Origin of the sequence: Photobacterium arenosum (assembly GCF_014841115.1) — a bacterium.
Lineage (GTDB): Bacteria > Pseudomonadota > Gammaproteobacteria > Enterobacterales > Vibrionaceae > Photobacterium > Photobacterium arenosum.
On sequence record NZ_JACYTP010000015.1, the window covers coordinates 107,624 to 125,305 of the forward strand.

A 17,682-nucleotide genomic window follows, 5' to 3' on the forward strand; every position below is an offset into this window, starting at 1 on the left:
GAAGCTGATCAGTAATGAAATAGCAGGTTGATTGTCATGGTGCCGTCGCGCTTTTGCAGGCCATCCGGTACCCAGCTGTTGAACTTCTGAGTGTTGCTGAGCTTGATAGCGATATGTTCTGAGATAGCACTGGTGAGAGACACCTGGGTTTCCAGCGTGCTGTTACTGTTACCGACTATGCCTGTCAGCCGGATATTCAGCTCGACATCTTTGGACGGTTTCCAGATCCAGCGGGTACTGCCACGCAGGATCAGCTCATCGACGGTTTCAGGCACTATGATGTCGTCATCGTCAATTTCGTCTATGTTAGGTTCCTGATGGCGGTAACCCGGCCCGGCTTCTATTTCCATCATCATGTTTTCCAGCCGGATGACCCGGTAGCCGATACCGGTTGCCAGAGTGAAATCCCTGAAATAGGGGCCGTATTTATCGTCGATATAGCTGGTATTGCCCAGCACATATGCCCGCTCATTAATGATGAAGTCGCTCTGTAATTCGAGCTGGCCTTTGCGTTTTTCTTCCTCACCGTCTTCTTCTGCCAGCAGGTATTTGGCTTCGACCTGCTGACGAAACTGATCTTTGACATAGGTCAGCCCCAGCCGGGTATTGAGCGATTTGGTATTCGAGTTGCCGGAAAGCGATTGGTATCCCAGCTCCAGTTCACTGGACCAGGGCGAGGTGATCGGCGGGAGCTCTGGCACTTCGTCTGCACTGGCCTCAGCCATCATGAGCAGGCCGGATGTCAGCACAGGAAGCAGTATGCATTTATTTGCCACGTGCCCTCCCAACTACAGACACAAGAAACGACGGCTTGCACAAAAAAGTGCAGAAAAGGTGTAGGCGGCGCAGTGTAGCTGAATAATGTCAGATGATCGTCAGGATGTTGCGCTATTAGACATAAATTTTGCTGAAGTGCCGTAAGATTGGGCAGCACAGCTTTTACCGGGTCTTTTTTGTCTGGATGGCTGCCAGCTCGCAGGAATGTTCAGGTATACTAACAGGCCGGATTCAGGTCAAACGTGCAAGTGGTTATGGCAGAGAAAAGTAAACCCAATCGTCCCAAAGACAGTCAGATGGATGCGCTCAAAATGCCGCCTCATTCGCTGGAGGCAGAACAGTCAGTGCTTGGCGGCCTGTTGCTGGATAATGAGCGCTGGGACAGCGTTGCAGAAAAAGTGGTCGCGCGTGATTTTTACAGCCGTCCGCACCGGATGATTTTTGAGTCTGCCGCCGGGTTGCTGGAATCCGGCCAGCCGTTGGATCTGATCACCCTGTCAGAACGTCTTGAGCTGCATGACCAGCTTGATGATGTCGGTGGCTTTGCCTACCTGGCCGAGTTAGCCAAGAACACGCCGTCTGCGGCCAATATTACCGCCTATGCTGAGATTGTCAGGGAGCGTGCGCTGATCCGTGACATGATAGGGGTCGCTAACGAGATTGCCGACGCCGGTTATGATCCTCAGGGCAGAACCAGCGTCGATCTGCTCGATATGGCCGAGAGCAAAGTGTTTGCCATTGCCGAGCAGCGTACCAATGAAAATGAAGGCCCGCAAAATGTCGATACCATACTGGAAAAAACCCTGGAACGTATCGAACTGCTGTATCAGTCGCCTCAGGATGGTGTCACCGGGGTCTCGACCGGCTTTACTGATCTGAATAAGAAAACTGCTGGCCTGCAGGGATCGGATCTGATCATAGTGGCAGCCCGTCCGTCTATGGGTAAAACGACGTTTGCGATGAACCTGTGTGAAAACGCAGCCATGGAGCAGGAAAAACCTGTGCTGATTTTCTCGCTGGAGATGCCCGCCGAACAAATCATGATGCGTATGTTGGCGTCGCTGTCGCGGGTAGACCAGACCAAGATCCGTACCGGACAGCTGGATGATGAAGACTGGGCGCGTATTTCGTCGACCATGGGTATACTGATGGAAAAGAAGAACATGTACATTGATGACAGTTCTGGCCTGACCCCGACAGATGTCCGCTCTCGTGCCCGCCGTATTGCCCGTGAACATGGCGGTCTTAGCATGATCATGGTCGACTACCTTCAGCTGATGCGGGTGCCTGGCTTGCAGGATAACCGTACGCTGGAAATTGCCGAGATCTCCCGCTCGCTGAAAGCCCTGGCGAAAGAGCTGAATGTGCCTGTGGTGGCGCTGTCTCAGCTTAACCGCTCGCTGGAACAGCGTGCCGACAAGCGTCCGGTAAACTCAGACTTGCGTGAATCCGGTGCCATCGAGCAGGATGCGGACTTGATCATGTTCATCTACCGTGATGAGGTATATCACGAAGACAGTGCACTGAAAGGCATTGCAGAAATCATCATAGGTAAGCAGCGTAATGGTCCCATCGGTAGCGTGCGCCTGACTTTCCAGGGTCAGTTTTCCCGCTTTGATAACTATGCCGGCCCGGCTTTTGATGATGAGTATTAGCGTTAACCCAGCAGCAGGACAATAAATGAAAGCAGCTACCGCCTATATTGATACCCGGGCTTTGCGCCAGAACATGAGTCTGATCAGACAACAGGCGCCCGGCTGCAAGTTGCTCGCCATGGTCAAGGCCAATGGTTACGGGCACGGTCTGGAGCAGGTTGCTACCGGGCTGCCGGATGCAGACGGTTTTGGCGTCGCGAGGATAGAGGAAGCCCTCTCGTTGCGCGCCTGTGGCGTGGTAAAGCCTATTCTTCTGATGGAAGGCTTTTATTCGCCATCGGATTTACCTGTGCTGGTGACCAATAATATTCAGACCGTGGTCCACACCATAGAGCAGTTGGAAGCCCTGGAGCAGGCAGTGCTGGAGACGCCGGTGAAAGTCTGGCTCAAAATTGACAGCGGCATGCATCGCCTCGGCGTGCGTCCGGAAGAGTTCCAGGCTTTTGTCGAGCGCCTGCATGCCAGCCAGAATGTGGCACAGCCGCTGCGCTATATGAGCCACTTTGCCTGTGCCGATGAGCTGGACAGCCCGGTGACAGACAGTCAGATCCAAACTTTTATGTCCCTGACGCAGGGTTGCCGTGGCGAGCGCTCTCTGGCCAATTCTGCGGGTATTCTGGCCTGGCCGGACAGCCACCTGGAGTGGATTCGTCCCGGCATTATTATGTACGGCATTTCGCCGTTCGCTGATAAGACGCACTCTGCCGAGGCCTTTGGTATGCAACCTGTGATGACACTGACCTCCAGTGTGATTGCGGTGCGGACACTCAGGCAAGGGGAAGCGGTCGGTTATGGCGGCACCTGGGTCAGCGAGCGGGATACCAAAGTCGGCGTGGTGGCCATAGGTTATGGCGACGGCTATCCGCGCACCGCGCCGAACGGTACGCCTGTACTGATTAACGGCCGCTGGGTGCCGATTGCAGGCCGGGTCTCTATGGATATGCTGACGGTCGATCTGGGGCCGGATGCCACTGATCGGGTGGGCGATGAAGCAGTATTATGGGGACAGGGATTACCTGCCGAGGTGGTGGCCGATCATGTTGGTACCATAGCGTACGAACTGGTCACCAAGCTGACATCGCGTGTGGCTATGGCGTACCGCTGACAATGAAGAAACTGTTATGCTGACACCCTTATATCGCCGGGCATTATCCCGTACAAGTATCTGCCATCCCAGACAAGCCGTGGTCAATGCCACGGCTTGGTTGTTTTCAGCCTTGCTCTGGGCGGGCTATCCTGCGGTTGCCTGTGCCTCTGATGACGGTATTAAGATCAATACCGGCGGTTATGATGACGAGGGCGAACTGAATTGGGCAAAAGATTATGCCGTGGTGCCCTTTGCTTTTTATACCGACAACATCGGTTTTGCTTTAGGCATGGCCGGAGTGGTCAAAGGCGCGTTTCAGCCACAGGCCTCACTGTTCGGGGCCGGCCTGAAAGGGAACAAGGGAACCTGGCTGACCTATATACGCGGCGATAACTTTCGCTTAAGCAACGACAGCCGCTGGCTGTTAGGTGCCGAGATCTACAACGCCGATTTTCAGCATACCGATTTTTATCTCGGAGAGGCAGCCAGCAATGATTCAAGCGCCCTGGATGCCTTCAATGCCAATGCCTATGATGCCAGATACCGGATGTTTGCCCGTTATATCTTTCCATTGGGCTCTGCAACGGCCAACCCTCTGGCTGCTCTGGCGCTGGAACGTCCGCTGACCGGCAGTACGCCGTGGCAAAGCGGGATCACGTCCATTGAATTTCGCCCTTATTACCAGAACCGCCGCTTTCACGACTCCCCGCCTTTGCCGGACACGGAATTTGCCGATACTGACGAGGTCTGGGCGCTGGAAACCCGTCTGGAGTGGGATAATCTCAACAGCGAACATAACCCCAGCCAGGGATCGCACAGCCTGCTGACGGTGACCACAGATCCCGGCAGCAGCGATCGTGAAAGCTGGTGGCAGTGGGAGCTCAGTCAGAGCTGGTTTTGGGACATAGGGCCGGGCGGTGATTGGTTTGAGCAGCAGGTGATTGCCTTTAATGCCTATTTGTCGGATGTGCCGAGCTGGGATCAGAGTGAGCAGGTGCAGGGGCAAACCCGTTATCACAGGCCGCCAGAGTTTGCCCGTGCCAGCCTTGGCGGTCTGTTTCGCCTGCGCAGTTATCCCGGCGGGCGTTTTTCTGATCGCAGTGCGCTCAGTTACAGCATGGAATACCGGGTCATGCCCGAGTGGCAACCGCTGAGCGGCTGGCCGGTGTTTGACTGGTATGATGTTCCCTGGTGGCAATGGGTGCTGTTTACCGATTTGGGTCGGGTGGCTGACGAGTTTGATCTTGCTGAACTGAACCAGGACATGCGCTGGAGTGCCGGAGGCGCAGTGCGCTTTCAGGTAGAAGGGGTGGTGGTACGGGCTGAAATGGCATGGGGTGAAGAGGAAAGTAGTTTCAACGTCATGGTGAATCAGCCATTCTGAGAGCGGTGCTTTAGCTGTTCGTCCTCCTTGCCATGGGGAGGACGAACGCAAGACTTGCAGCAAACTCAATCAGTCCCTCCCCCTTTTCAAGGGGGAGGCTAGGAGGGGGTGACTGGGGCGCAGACTCAAAAGCCGCGCAGCTGAATGCGGCGCAGAAACTCAGTCATCACCCGGTCGTAGAGCAGATCGCCAAGGAAAGCATCCTCGACTTTATGATCGATACTCGGGTTGTCGTTCACTTCTATCACCACCACCTGGCCATTCACTTCCTTCAGATCAACGCCGTACAGACCAGAGCCAATCTGGTTGGCCGCTTTGAGCGCAACCTCGATAACGTTCTTCGGCACCTGCTTCAAATCCAGCGTTTCAAAGCCGCCCGAGGTCACCCGGCCGCTGTTGTGGTGCTGGTAAATCTGCCAGTGGCCGCGGCTCATATAGTATTTACAGGCAAACAGCGGCTGACGGTTGAGGATACCAATCCGCCAGTCAAAATCTGTCGGCAGGAACTCTTGAGCCAGAATCAGCGTACTGCGCGCAAACAGGGTATCCATTTGGGTCAGCAGCTCTTCCCGGCTTTTGACTTTCACCACGCCGACGGAAAAAGCACCGTCCGGCACTTTGAGCACCATAGGAAAACCTATGTCGTTTTCGGCCTGTTCGAGCCAGTTAGGATCGAAGCTTTTCAGCACCACACTTTTCGGGGTCGGGACTTTATGCAACCGCAACAATTCGGTGAGAAACACCTTGTTGGTGCATTTCATGATCGACTCCGGATCGTCCATCACGATCAGGCCCAGCTTCTCCGCCGTTTTGGCAAAACGGTAAGTGAAGTTACCGATATTGGTGGTGGCACGAATGAACAGGCCATCAAATTCGCCCAGCCGCGACAGGTCATCCGGCGTAATGGCCTGCAGCCGCATGCCCAGACGCTTGGCGGCTTTCTTGAAATTGTGCAGTGCCGCACTGTCTGACGGCGGCATCTTTTCGTATGGATCGACCAGCAGCGCCAGATCGTAGCGTGCATTCTTGCTGGGCTTGGGTGAGCGCCATACCTTGTTAGAAAAACGTTCCAGTGCATCGGCAAACAAATCCTGTTCAGGATCCGTCAAATCCTGAAACGGGAACGGCGTGATCTGCTCTACCTGCCAGTGCGAATCGGAGCGGCGGATAATGACCTTAATCACAGGCACCATAAAGTGCTCGAACAGGCGGCGCGCCATTTTTTCAAAGCCGGGCACTTTGGACTGACCAAAATAAATTTTTTCTTCGAGCTGATCCCCAGACGACTGCAACTGGTGCGCAAAGGCTTTTTCCAGCTGGTCTGACGGTACCGACAACAGGAAGGGCTGAGATAAGTCATTAATCGTCATCACACGGGGAATGACCCTGTGCCCGCGGGCTTCAGCCATCAGCGAGCAGTAATAACCGCTGCTCATGTAACCGTAGTCGCGACACAGGTTTATGACCTGAGTGGCTTTGTTTTCACAAAACGCGCCCTGCTGCAAATATGTGTCGACAGTGACAACCCTGTCAGAGGGAAAATACTGCCGCCAGTCACTGTCGTTGTCGGTAATAATGAGGACTTTTGTCATCTTTTTCTTCACCTATAGCCTTACGGCTAATTTTGGGATTAAATCGAACTAGTCCACTCAAGCGTGAATAAGTCCATGATAGTCCGTATTGCACAGCTTTATGATCTAGATAGTTTAAATGCTCTGGAGGCTCAGCTTTTTGATGGGGATCGAATTTCACCCCGTCAGATGCGGCGGTTTATTAAATCACCCCAGAGCGTGCTGTTTGTCGCGGAAGATGAAGGCCGGATAGCTGGCTATGGGCTGGTGTTATTTCACCGGGGTACCCAGCTGGCGCGGTTGTATTCCCTTGCCGTCGATCCCGTTTATCGAGGCAGGCACATTGCTCAGCAGTTACTGTCTGCCTGTGAAGCGGCGGCACTGGAAAACGGTTTCAATACATTAAGGCTGGAAGTGCGTAATGACAATCTCGCGGCGCGAAATCTTTATGAAAAATGCGGTTATAAACCATTAAAAATTTTAATCCATTATTACGATGATCTGGCCGATGGCGTCAGGATGCAAAAACGCCTGAGCCCTATGGAAGCTAAGCATTTGCTGCCACTCCCTTTGTATGTGCAGACCACGCCATTCACCTGTGGTCCGGCCTGCTTAATGATGAGTCTGTCTTATCTGGATCCAGCTTTTCAGCCCAGCCGGCAGACCGAGATGCAGCTGTGGCGGGAGGCTACCACTATCTTCATGGCCTCGGGGCACGGTGGGTGCAGCGGACACGGGTTGGCACTGGCGGCAAACCGGCGCGGGTGCAAAGTGGAATTGTGGGCTCAGTCGCTGTCAACGCCTTTTATAGACAGTGTTCGCGATCCCAGGAAAAAGGACATTATCGAGCTGGTCCATCAGGATTTTTGTCAGCAGATGGATGAGGCTGGTGTGCCTGTGGTGGATGCCATGCCGGCGGTTAGTCAGATTGAAGACTGGCTGAAGCAAGGGTACTGTTTGCTGATGCTGATCAGCACCTATCGTTTCAACGGCTGCAAAGAGCCACACTGGATTGTGCTGAGCGGCGTCAGCGAACAGTTCTTTTTCTTTCATGACCCTTTCGCCGAAGACAAGGCGGACAGCAGCCATCGCGCCCATATTCCGCTCAATAAAGCCGGGCTGAGCCAGATCCTCGGCTTTGGCCGCCAGAAACAGACGGCCTGTGTGGTGATCAAGTCCTAGCGGGCCGTGTCCTCTGGGGCATCACAGCCAGGGGCATGATGCTGATTGCTACATGCCGAACGGGAAATCTTTCATCCCTTGTTGCAGTTCTTCTCGCACCGGGGCTAAGGCCCTGGCGTAGGCTGCCAGAGATTTGATGGTATATCTCGCCCGGCCGTCGAATCGCTCATCGCTGACGGCCTTGTCCGCTGTCAGCAGAGTCTCACAGTCGCGGAAGATCAAATGATCCGGAATGAAGCACGCATGGTTGTTCTTACTGCCTGTCATGCGCAGCTCACTGATAGGGTAGACACCGTTCACGCTTGCGGAAACACTGGCCAGCAGTACGGGTTTGTGACCCAGTTCTGCCGACGTGCACAGCAACAGGAAGTTTTTGAGGGCCGGGGTTGCCATGCCATGCCATTCCGGTGTGATCAGTACCACAGCGTCCGATGTTTTCAGTTCTTCAGCGAGTGCTCGCCAGCCACTCCATTCCTCACTGCCACTCCAGACCCCTTCGTTCCAGAGCGGCAGATTAAGGGTACTTAAATCCATGATCTCTGCTTCCTCGAACCCTTGGCCATGAGCCAGTGCCTGTAAATAGGCTGCCGCCTTCACGCTGTGAGATTGTTCACGATGACTGCCTGAAATAATGCTGAGTTTCATAATGCTTTTCCTTATCGCTGAGAGGTTGCCGACTGATTCAGTGCTATAATGATTAAAACTTTTACGTAAGTATCTTTTATGAAAGATATGTAATGAAAGGTACGCCTGAGAAATCTTTTTTTCAAGTATCTTTTTGAAAAAATAGTTTGAGAGAATTATATGCATCACGATCATGTAGACAGGTTACTGACACAATGGCAACAGCAACGCCCTGATCTGGATTGTTCGCCAATGGCCGTGATTGGCCGCATAAGCCGCATGAGCAGACTGATCGACAAGAAAATAAATAAGACGTTTAAAAACTATGATTTAAGTGCGATTGAGTTTGATATCCTGGCAACATTGAGGCGTTGTAATACTCCTCTGACCCCGACCGAACTTTACCAGACCCTGATGCTGTCATCCGGTGCCATGAGTACCCGCATTGAGCAGTTGGCCAAGCGCGGGTTGATTGAACGCATAGCCAGCCCCGAAGACAGACGAAGCTGCAGTGTGGCGCTGACAGAGAAAGGCCGGGCTTTAATTGACCAGGCTGTTGAAGCGCATGTCGTTAATGAGAAAGCCATTCTTGATCCGCTGACACAAGAACAGCGACAGCAACTGGCTGCGCTGCTGAGAGCCTGGCTACTGAGCAATGAGTCCTGATCCTTCAGCCAGATAGGGCTATGATTTATTCAACAATCTGTTGTTCAATTTCATCAGTAATGTGAGAGGAATCAGACCAAAGTTCAGATTGGTACTACTGAGTTACATGCTTTCTGTCGATTTTATCTCTTGGTTTCTTTCGAACTGCAGGATAATTTCCTATAGTTTAGCGGCTATGCATGATTCACCGAAAGCGTGACCTGGAGCAAGGCAGGTAGGGCGGTAGCGACGGCATAATTAACAATAAGTTGTAAAATTACCAAAATATCGCCATGCTTATGGCCAGTTTGGCTGTGCAAACGCCGTTGAATTGGACATTCACTGCCGCACCACCGGTTGTGCTGTAGTGAAAAAATAACACATCAGGAACGTCATTATGTTGAAAAACATTAACCCCACGCAAACAACTGCCTGGCAGGCACTGACTGCCCATTTTGAACAGGCACAGGATCTTCAGCTCAGCGAGCTGTTTGCTAAAGACTCATCACGTTTCGAGACGTTTTCCGCGGCGTTCGGCAACGATATCCTGCTGGATTATTCAAAGAACCTTATCACTGAAGAAACGCTGGCCAAGCTGTTTGATCTGGCTGAACAGACCGAGCTGAAAACCGCCATTGTGTCTATGTTCAACGGTGAAAAAATTAACCGCACCGAAGACCGCGCCGTACTGCATGTCGCGCTGCGTAACCGCAGCAATACGCCAGTGCTGGTGGACGGCGAAGATGTAATGCCGCATGTGAATGCCGTGCTGGCGAAAATGCAGCAGTTCTCCGACCGTATTATTGGCGGTGACTGGAAAGGGTATACAGGCAAAGCCATCACAGATGTGGTCAATATCGGCATCGGTGGCTCTGATCTGGGTCCTTACATGGTGTCAGAAGCACTGGCGCCGTACAAAACCCGTCTCAACCTGCATTTTGTCTCTAATGTAGACGGCACCCATATTGCTGAAACCCTGAAGGGGCTGAACCCGGAAACGACTCTGTTCCTGGTGGCGTCAAAAACCTTCACCACTCAGGAAACCATGACCAACGCCCACTCGGCGCGTGACTGGTTCCTGGCTGAGGCCAAAGATCCAGCGCATGTAGCGAAGCACTTTGCCGCCCTGTCGACCAATGCCGGTGCGGTGTCTGCCTTTGGTATTGATACCGACAATATGTTCGAATTCTGGGACTGGGTCGGCGGGCGTTATTCACTGTGGTCAGCGATTGGTTTGTCGATCTGCCTGGCTGTGGGTTACGAGCGTTTCGAAGAACTGCTGGCCGGTGCGCATGCGATGGATAAGCATTTTGCACAAGCGCCGCTGACCGAGAATGTGCCGGTCATTCTGGCGCTGATTGGCCTGTGGTATAACAACTTCTTCGGTGCCGAATCCGAAGCCATTTTACCGTACGATCAGTATATGCACCGTTTTGCGGCTTACTTCCAGCAAGGCAACATGGAATCGAACGGTAAGTATGTCGACCGCGGCGGTAATCCTGTGGATTATCAGACCGGACCAATTATCTGGGGCGAACCGGGCACTAATGGTCAGCATGCGTTTTATCAGTTGATCCATCAGGGCACTAAGCTGATCCCGTGTGATTTTATTGCCCCGGCAATCAGCCACAATCAGTTAGGTGATCACCACCCTAAACTGATGGCAAATTTCTTTGCACAGACCGAAGCGCTGGCATTTGGTAAAACCCGCGAGCAGGTGGAAGCGGAATTCACCGCGGCAGGTAAAACGCCGGAGGAAGCCGCAGAGCTGGCGCCTTTTAAAGTGTTCGAAGGTAACCGTCCGACCAACTCCATTCTGGTTAAGCAAGTGACCCCGTATATCTTGGGTGCGCTGATCGCGATGTATGAGCATAAGATCTTCACCCAGGGCGTGATTTGGAATATCTACAGCTTCGATCAGTGGGGCGTTGAGCTGGGTAAACAGCTGGCCAATCAGATCCTGCCGGAGCTGGCGGACAACGCAGCGGTGAGCAGCCATGACAGCTCGACCAATGGCCTGATCAATACCTTTAAGCAATGGCGTCAGTAATCTTGACGAAAGCCTGAAATGATAAAACGCCGCTTTTGCGGCGTTTTTCTTAGTTGCGGTATGCCTTACGGTTAAGACAGGGCGACCACTTCGCTGGCTTGTGGGCCTTTCTGGCCGTCAGTAACGATAAACTCAACGTTTTGGCCTTCTCTCAGGGTACGACGTCCCTGAGCCTGAATGGCGCTGAAGTGAACAAATACATCTTTGCCATCAGCAGCAGAGATAAAACCAAAACCTTTATCATCGTTGAACCATTTAACGGTTCCTGTCAGTTTGCTCATTTGACGATCTTTCCTTTGTAATCTATTCCTTGCGTTACCCGAAGGCAGGCAACACGAATGCTATTAACAGGTATCTTTATAGGTGAGTAGATACCTAAATAGCATTTCCAGTCTAGATCGTAACCGGAATGCGGGGCAATGATTTATGCGTTATTTATGCAAAAAGAGTGAAAGGGTTAAGCATAGTCACGGCAATAGGTCAGGCCAGTTTGCACTGGCCTGCAGAAAAAGAAGTGGTGTTTGAAAGCGTTAGCGGTCGAAGCTGATTTCGATGAAGGCTTTGCCGTATTCAGATTCAAACGGCATGATGATGATCGCCCCTTCACTCTTGTGTGTGATGGTGTGGCCGCGGCCTGACACAACTGCGGGGGTGGCCATTTCAAAGTCATAGCCTTTTTCAGACAGAATACGTTTAGCACCACCTGTGACCATATTGGTGATCTCGCCAACCATATCGGTCACTTCATCATTGATGCCATTTGGCCGCTCGCCCAGCATGCGCTGCATGATTTCCAGCGCGAGGCCTTCATCAAAGGTAATGGACATCGAGCCTCTGGTCTGCGGACCAATCATACCAATCAGGCCAGATACATCACCTCGGGCGACTTCATCTTTTTTCAGCAGAGGTTTTTGCGGGGCCAGCTCCATTGACGCCATGGTCTTGAGCACATTCAGCAGAGAGGCCAGAAACGGGTTTACAAATTCTGCTCGCATAGGATCTGGATTGCCTTGTTGTTGTTCAGAAACGGACTACTTCTTATGTTGGCATGCTTGGCACACACCGTGGCTTTCAACCACATGGTGAGAAATCTGAAAGCCCTGTTGTTGTGCCTTTAGTTTTAGCATTTTAGCCAATTCATCGTCGTGACATTCCTCCACATGACTGCATTCATCGCAAATTAATAGCTGTGAACAATGAGAGGCATGGTCCAACAGATTGCAGGCGATATAACTGTTTGTCGACTCGACTTTATGGACAAAGCCCTGGGCCAGCAGAAAGTCGAGTGCGCGGTACACAGTGGGAGGCTTGGCCTGAGGTTCAGTTTCCCGAAGCAAATCAAGCAGCTCGTAGGCGCTGATTGAACTTTGGCGTTCAACAATCAGCTCCAGTACTTTCTGGCGTTGCGGGGTCAGCCGGACTCCACGTTGATCACAGAGTGTTTGGGCCTGATTCAGCAGTTGCATATGATTTGCCATACTTCCTCAAAAAAGCGACTAGCGTCATAGTCTATCATAGCATTTCAAAAACCTAGCTCTGAGAGACATAATCCATTACGGATGGACAAAATTTTCGTGTAACTGATCACATTCGCATCAGCGGTTAAGTCGCTGACGGTATGAACGATTGATTCATTGACTGGTTTGTAAGTCAAAAAATGCCGCCTATTCAGGACATGGTGCTTTCAGCGCCGGCAGTCATCTGCCATTGCTGTTGTCCTGAACAATGCGAGGCAAAGTGTATGCAGAAACCACTAAATGGCAAGCAGGACTTAAAGGGCCGGGTGATCTTTTCAGGGCCAACGTCGCTCTGGCCCCGGATAAGAGCTATTGCAGATTCTGGAAAGTGTCACAATCTTTGGGATTGCCGGATTCGAACCCTTTGCGAAACCAACTTGCCCGCTGCTCAGAGGTACCGTGAGTAAAGGCATCTGGCTGTACGGCCTGACCTGCCATTTCCTGCAGCCTGTCGTCACCCACGGAACTGGCGGCTTTCAGCCCTTCTTCAATGTCGCCGGGCTCCAGCAACTGCATGTCATTGTGAACATAGTAGCCCCAGACACCGGCATAGCAGTCGGCCTGTAGCTCAAGCATCACGCTTAAGCGATTGGCATCGGTTTCGCTGGCCTGCTGCTGCATTTGAGCGACTTGCTTGTTGGTGCCCAGCACGTTTTGCACATGATGACCCACCTCGTGTGCTATCACATAGGCAAAAGCAAAATCACCGGGCGCCCCCAGTTTTTTCAGCTCATCCATAAAGCTGAGATCCAGATACACCTTGCTGTCGGCAGGACAATAAAATGGCCCGGACTGTGCCTGACCCATGCCACAGCCTGTCTGGGTGATATTGTTGTACAACACCAGCTGCGGTTCGGGATACTGGCCGTCGAACAGCTTGCTCCACACGGTTTCTGTGGTGCCCAGAATCGCCGCGACAAACTGAGCCTCTTCGTCACTGGCCGGTAAGCCACCGGTTTGTGCGCCTTCCTGTTGCTGCATCGCCCCGGAACCGGGCTGAACGTCCATCATTCCGGATCCACCGGTAAAATACTGATAAGCCAAGTATATCCCGCCGACAACCAGAATAAGTTTACCTACTTTGGTTTTGAGCAGGAAAGGGAGAAAACGCAGTAATCCAGCGACCGCCATCCCGGAGTGAGCTGGCCCCTGACCGCGTCTGTCATCAATGTTGGTACTTTGTTTGGTCTTGCGCCAGCGCATAGGTTTTCCCCTGAGTCGTGAAGAGGTTCTCAACAAGTCTGAACGAAAAGTGCCCTTTTTTCCTGTTACACCCTGAGACGGGAGGCATTTTCATTCAGCAGCACAACACGCTTTTCAGTTAGCCGAGATCTTCTGCTTTGCAAATCCGTGAAAAATCAGCATTTTGGTCTGCTGTAAAGCCTGGTCTCTGCAATCTTATGACTGATTTTTATTGTGATGATTTTAACTTGATGAAATATAAGAAGTGATCAGCAGGTTTTTTACCTGTTCGGATTTGTTTACATCCTTCAGTTATCAGGTTAAGTCCATCATAGTGGCCAGATAGCGATATAAAAACAGCAGGTTACTTATGCCTTGCTATGAGTCTCAACTTGTATGTAACCACGCATCTCTCTGTTTCATTAATAAAATTTGGTGTTTTCATCTTATGTATAAGGGCGTAGTTGCGTATAGGTTTTAACTGTGCCTGATGTGAGGGGTAGGCAATTCCAAGTAACGGACAAACATAAAAAAGGACTAACAATGTTTAAGACAATGCTAGGTTGCTGTATCACGTCTGCGCTGGTATTAGCCAGTGCTGCCATTCAGGCTGAAGACTCGCAGTTTGCAGTAAGTTCGGAGTCACAGGCCAGGCTGATCACCGCGGCACCTGAGAAGGCCGTCGCCAATCAGTATATTGTGGTGTTAAAAGAACCGGCGTATATCGCCAATGATATCGCCGCGCGTGTCGAGTTTGTGGCTCGTACTGTTGAGTCTATCAGTACACTTCATGCTGTGACTGCTGAAAGGGTGTTTGATTCTGCCCTGAGCGGCTTTGTCGCTGAGCTGACGGCAGAGCAACTCAATACACTTCGTCAGGACAATCAGGTTGACTACATAGAGCAGGATCAGCGGATTTCACTTGATCCGGTTTTCCCTGAAGCTTTTGATGCCCAGCAGACCAATGCCACCTGGGGCTTGGATCGTGTGGATCAGCGCAACCTGCCGCTGGACGGTAATTTTGTCACTCAATATAACGGCGCAGGCGTGACGGCGTACGTCATTGATACCGGTGTCACCACCACCCATGCCGAGTTCGGCGGTCGTGCCCGTTCCGGCTATGATTTCGTCGATAACGACAGCAATGCCACCGACTGTAATGGTCACGGTACGCATGTTGCCGGCACCATTGGCGGTACGCGCTACGGTGTGGCGAAGAACGTCAGCCTGGTCGGGGTGCGGGTACTGAGCTGTAATGGCTCGGGCACCACATCAGGGGTGATTGCCGGTGTTGACTGGGTGAAGCAGAATGCCACTGGTCCTTCTGTGGCGAATATGAGCCTGGGCGGCGGTATTTCGACCGCACTGGACAGCGCCATCAACAGCGCGGTGAATTCAGGCGTCAGCTTTATGCTGGCAGCGGGAAATGAGAATCAGGATGCTTGCAATGTCTCACCCGCCAGGGTGGCAAATGGTATCACTGTCGGCTCGACAACCAGTTCTGATCAGCGTTCCAGCTTTTCTAACTGGGGCAGCTGTGTCGACATTTTTGCGCCGGGATCCTCCATTACCTCCGCCTGGTATGACGGCAGCTACAAAACCATCAGCGGAACCTCGATGGCCACACCGCACGTTGCCGGGGTCGCTGCGCTGTATCTCGATGAGTATCCGAACCTGACCCCTTCTCAGGTCAGTCAGTTACTGACCCAGCGCGGCACTACAGGTAAAGTGAGTGATTCACGCAATAGCCTTAATCTGCTGGCTTACAGCGGTACAGATAATGGCGGCGGCGATCCGGGTACACCGTCAGACGGCAAACTGGAAAACGGTAAAGTGCAAAGTGGCCTGAACGGGACGTCCGGTAGTGAGCAGCATTACTACATTGATGTGCCGGCAGGGCGTACCTTAACTGTCCGTACCTATGGCGGAACGGGGGATGCCGATCTGTATGTTCGCCTCGGGCAGAAAGCCACCAAATCCAGCTGGGATTGCCGGCCTTACCGTGCGGGTAACAGCGAAACCTGCTCTATCACCCCCACTCAGTCTGGTCGCTACCACATCATGCTGAATGGCTATAACGCCTATGGCAGCCTGTCGCTGCAGGCTAGCTTCTGAGTCGTTATCACGAATAAAATCATTATTGCCGCGCCTAGGACAAGGAAGTTCAGGGCGCTTTTTTGTTAACCCGTCGCCAGTCGTTGAAATGCGACGCTCTGCACCGGATAACCCGACTAGCTTTAATGAAGCTGAGCGAGCACTTCTGCCGCTCTGTTTTGCCTGTCATTCGCAATCCGGCCAACACCGGTTAAGGAGCCGTAATGGGTTTGTTCAACGATATTCTCAACAAGCTTGGCTTTGGAAAAAAATCACCCCAGACACCAACGCCATCTTCCAACGTCACATTTGCTCCCGACGAAACCCCCGTACCCTCGTCTCCGGCTGAGCCAGCCGCTCCGGCCATGGAAACTGTCGATGTGGTTGCCAAACTGGAAGCTATGGCGACCGGCCATCCGGAAGCACTGAACTGGAAAACCTCTATTGTCGATCTGCTGAAACTGCTGGGTCTCGACAGCAGCCTGTCAGCCCGCAAAGAACTGGCGACTGAACTGGGCTGCCCCGCAGACAAAATGGCCGACTCCGCCCAAATGAATATGTGGCTGCATAAAACCGTGCTACAGAAACTGGCCGACAACGGCGGTGACGTGCCGGATGAATTGCTGTAAATACAAATTTCCTGACTGAATGGCGTAGAGGCTGTCAGGTGTGTAATTAGAGAAGGAAGGGAAACAGCCCCAATCTCAGCAGGGGCTGTTGCTTTTAACCTAATTTTTGTATTGCTTAAAACCGTGATTACATCGGAATGTAGTCGATAAATATTTTCGAGACTTTGCCATCCAGACCGTTGTGATAAAAGCTTTCGCATCTCACTTTCCCTCCGGCATACTCGCCACCTGAGTTAAAGGTGCCTATTGTTGCTTCAGCAACCGGGCCTATCACTGTAATTCGAGCCCAGTCATCACTCTCAGACGCGGATGGGCTGTCGTAGACTTTTATGATGGTAATGCCGCTTGGAATATTTTGAAGTTTCAGGGAACGTGCTTCGTCATTTGAAAAACCATGATCACCGCTTTTACAGTCGATATTATAGTTTTGACTGCCGTTTAGCGTATTACCCACTTGATCCTGAGTGCCGCCATTTCCTTCCCAAAATGTAATTTGTCCAGCCATGTTGAATCTCCTTGACGTTGTTGTTTGTGTTTATGTGCACATCATATGCAATAACAACAATAGACAGGATTTTGAAAAAGGCACTACCGATTGTGTGAAATCACACGTAAGTTTATAAACAAACGAAACCGACGTAATAGAAATACAGCAACAGCCGACGGCTGGCCTCTCCCCAGTATTGGCCGCGGTAACGCAAGATTTCAATCCCTAAGCTGATCTGATACGCGGGTTATGTTGAAATCTCAGCTCGTTTCTTCTTTTTGCTGCATGGCGTAACCCACGTACTTATCGATGGTCAGTGCGGGCTGCGTATTCCGACGAAGTTGAACACTTATTCCGGCTGAACATGAACACTTAACTTTTTCAACGTATCACGACAGTTGTTTTTTAGCTTAAGTGTTCATCTTCCGTCAACGTTCCTAACTTTTTCCGCATTGATTCTCCCTTCAGTTGCAGCCTGTGAGCATTGTGCATCAGGCGATCTAAGATGGCATCTGCCAATGTGTTGTCACCGATTTGTGCGTACCACTGATCAGTCGGTAACTGACTGATTAACACTGTTGAAGCCTGACCATAACGATCATCCATGATTTCCATCAGGTCGTTGCGCTGCCCGACTTTCAACGGTTCAAGTCCCCAGTCATCCAGGATCAACAGGTGCACCTTGGCAAGCTGGGTCAGTAGCTTATGGTAGGTGCCGTCTGCTTTTGACTGGGTCAGGGCCAGCAACAGCCTTGAAGTCCGGTAGTAACGAACGCTGAACCCTTGCTGGCAGGCGTT

The 17,682-nt window shown here is 51.9% G+C and carries 17 protein-coding genes; 8 read left to right on the forward strand and 9 right to left on the reverse strand.

What is annotated here, in order from left to right; all coding sequences use genetic code 11:
* Positions 1-8: 8 nt before the first annotated feature.
* Positions 9-776 carry a DUF481 domain-containing protein gene (locus IFO68_RS18935; protein ID WP_336510288.1) on the reverse strand — a complete coding sequence of 256 codons (768 nt, stop codon included), beginning with the start codon at positions 774-776 and terminating at the stop codon, positions 9-11.
* A gap of 255 nt (positions 777-1,031) precedes the next feature.
* Here IFO68_RS18935 and IFO68_RS18940 point away from each other — a divergent pair, with 255 nt between their 5' ends.
* From IFO68_RS18940 to IFO68_RS18950, 3 genes are read left to right on the forward strand one after another with little or no spacing between them, the layout of a single operon-like run.
* On the forward strand, positions 1,032-2,432 hold the full coding sequence (locus IFO68_RS18940) for a replicative DNA helicase (protein WP_120513586.1): 1,401 nt from the start codon (positions 1,032-1,034) through the stop codon (positions 2,430-2,432).
* Between the two features lie 25 nt (positions 2,433-2,457).
* Positions 2,458-3,537, forward strand: coding sequence for an alanine racemase (alr, locus tag IFO68_RS18945; RefSeq protein ID WP_192017360.1), 1,080 nt, complete (start codon positions 2,458-2,460; stop codon positions 3,535-3,537).
* Positions 3,538-3,553: 16 nt separating this feature from the next.
* The gene (locus tag IFO68_RS18950) at positions 3,554-4,903 is read left to right on the forward strand and encodes a BamA/TamA family outer membrane protein (protein ID WP_192017361.1); all 1,350 of its coding nucleotides are present in this window, start codon (positions 3,554-3,556) and stop codon (positions 4,901-4,903) included.
* A gap of 125 nt (positions 4,904-5,028) precedes the next feature.
* Here IFO68_RS18950 and IFO68_RS18955 read toward each other — a convergent pair whose 3' ends face one another.
* Positions 5,029-6,495 carry a RimK family protein gene (locus IFO68_RS18955; RefSeq protein WP_192017362.1) on the reverse strand — a complete coding sequence of 489 codons (1,467 nt, stop codon included), beginning with the start codon at positions 6,493-6,495 and terminating at the stop codon, positions 5,029-5,031.
* A 75-nt stretch (positions 6,496-6,570) separates the two neighbouring features.
* Here IFO68_RS18955 and IFO68_RS18960 point away from each other — a divergent pair, with 75 nt between their 5' ends.
* Positions 6,571-7,656, forward strand: coding sequence for a GNAT family N-acetyltransferase/peptidase C39 family protein (locus tag IFO68_RS18960; RefSeq protein WP_192017363.1), 1,086 nt, complete (start codon positions 6,571-6,573; stop codon positions 7,654-7,656).
* A gap of 48 nt (positions 7,657-7,704) precedes the next feature.
* Here IFO68_RS18960 and IFO68_RS18965 read toward each other — a convergent pair whose 3' ends face one another.
* Positions 7,705-8,301 carry an NADPH-dependent FMN reductase gene (locus IFO68_RS18965; protein WP_192017364.1) on the reverse strand — a complete coding sequence of 199 codons (597 nt, stop codon included), beginning with the start codon at positions 8,299-8,301 and terminating at the stop codon, positions 7,705-7,707.
* 159 nt (positions 8,302-8,460) lie between these two features.
* Between IFO68_RS18965 and IFO68_RS18970 the strand changes: the two genes are divergently transcribed.
* Positions 8,461-8,946 carry a MarR family winged helix-turn-helix transcriptional regulator gene (locus IFO68_RS18970; protein WP_192017365.1) on the forward strand — a complete coding sequence of 162 codons (486 nt, stop codon included), beginning with the start codon at positions 8,461-8,463 and terminating at the stop codon, positions 8,944-8,946.
* 376 nt (positions 8,947-9,322) lie between these two features.
* Positions 9,323-10,975, forward strand: a complete 1,653-nt coding sequence (gene pgi / locus IFO68_RS18975; protein WP_192017366.1) for a glucose-6-phosphate isomerase — start codon at positions 9,323-9,325, stop codon at positions 10,973-10,975.
* A 71-nt stretch (positions 10,976-11,046) separates the two neighbouring features.
* On the opposite strand, the gene IFO68_RS18980 is transcribed toward pgi, so the two are convergent.
* From IFO68_RS18980 to ypfJ, 4 genes are all read right to left on the reverse strand, one after another.
* Entirely contained in the window at positions 11,047-11,256 is a 210-nt protein-coding gene (locus tag IFO68_RS18980) for a cold-shock protein (RefSeq protein WP_027254038.1), read from the reverse strand.
* A 249-nt stretch (positions 11,257-11,505) separates the two neighbouring features.
* Positions 11,506-11,970 carry a chemotaxis protein CheX gene (locus IFO68_RS18985; RefSeq protein WP_027254037.1) on the reverse strand — a complete coding sequence of 155 codons (465 nt, stop codon included), beginning with the start codon at positions 11,968-11,970 and terminating at the stop codon, positions 11,506-11,508.
* A 36-nt stretch (positions 11,971-12,006) separates the two neighbouring features.
* The gene (gene zur, locus IFO68_RS18990) at positions 12,007-12,453 is read right to left on the reverse strand and encodes a zinc uptake transcriptional repressor Zur (RefSeq protein ID WP_192017367.1); all 447 of its coding nucleotides are present in this window, start codon (positions 12,451-12,453) and stop codon (positions 12,007-12,009) included.
* 348 nt (positions 12,454-12,801) lie between these two features.
* A complete protein-coding gene (ypfJ, locus tag IFO68_RS18995) occupies positions 12,802-13,695 on the reverse strand; it encodes a KPN_02809 family neutral zinc metallopeptidase (protein ID WP_192017368.1) in 894 nt (297 codons plus the stop codon).
* Positions 13,696-14,217: 522 nt separating this feature from the next.
* Here ypfJ and IFO68_RS19000 point away from each other — a divergent pair.
* Together IFO68_RS19000 and IFO68_RS19005 are read left to right on the forward strand one after the other, a co-directional pair.
* Positions 14,218-15,789: a S8 family peptidase gene (locus IFO68_RS19000; protein WP_192017369.1), complete on the forward strand. Its 1,572-nt coding sequence runs from the start codon at positions 14,218-14,220 to the stop codon at positions 15,787-15,789.
* A gap of 203 nt (positions 15,790-15,992) precedes the next feature.
* On the forward strand, positions 15,993-16,397 hold the full coding sequence (locus IFO68_RS19005) for a DUF3597 domain-containing protein (protein WP_192017370.1): 405 nt from the start codon (positions 15,993-15,995) through the stop codon (positions 16,395-16,397).
* 127 nt (positions 16,398-16,524) lie between these two features.
* On the opposite strand, the gene IFO68_RS19010 is transcribed toward IFO68_RS19005, so the two are convergent.
* Together IFO68_RS19010 and IFO68_RS19015 are read right to left on the reverse strand one after the other, a co-directional pair.
* Positions 16,525-16,902: a hypothetical protein gene (locus tag IFO68_RS19010; RefSeq protein WP_192017371.1), complete on the reverse strand. Its 378-nt coding sequence runs from the start codon at positions 16,900-16,902 to the stop codon at positions 16,525-16,527.
* A 387-nt stretch (positions 16,903-17,289) separates the two neighbouring features.
* On the reverse strand, positions 17,290-17,682 hold a 393-nt coding region (locus IFO68_RS19015; RefSeq protein WP_192017372.1), incomplete at its 5' end, for an ATP-binding protein.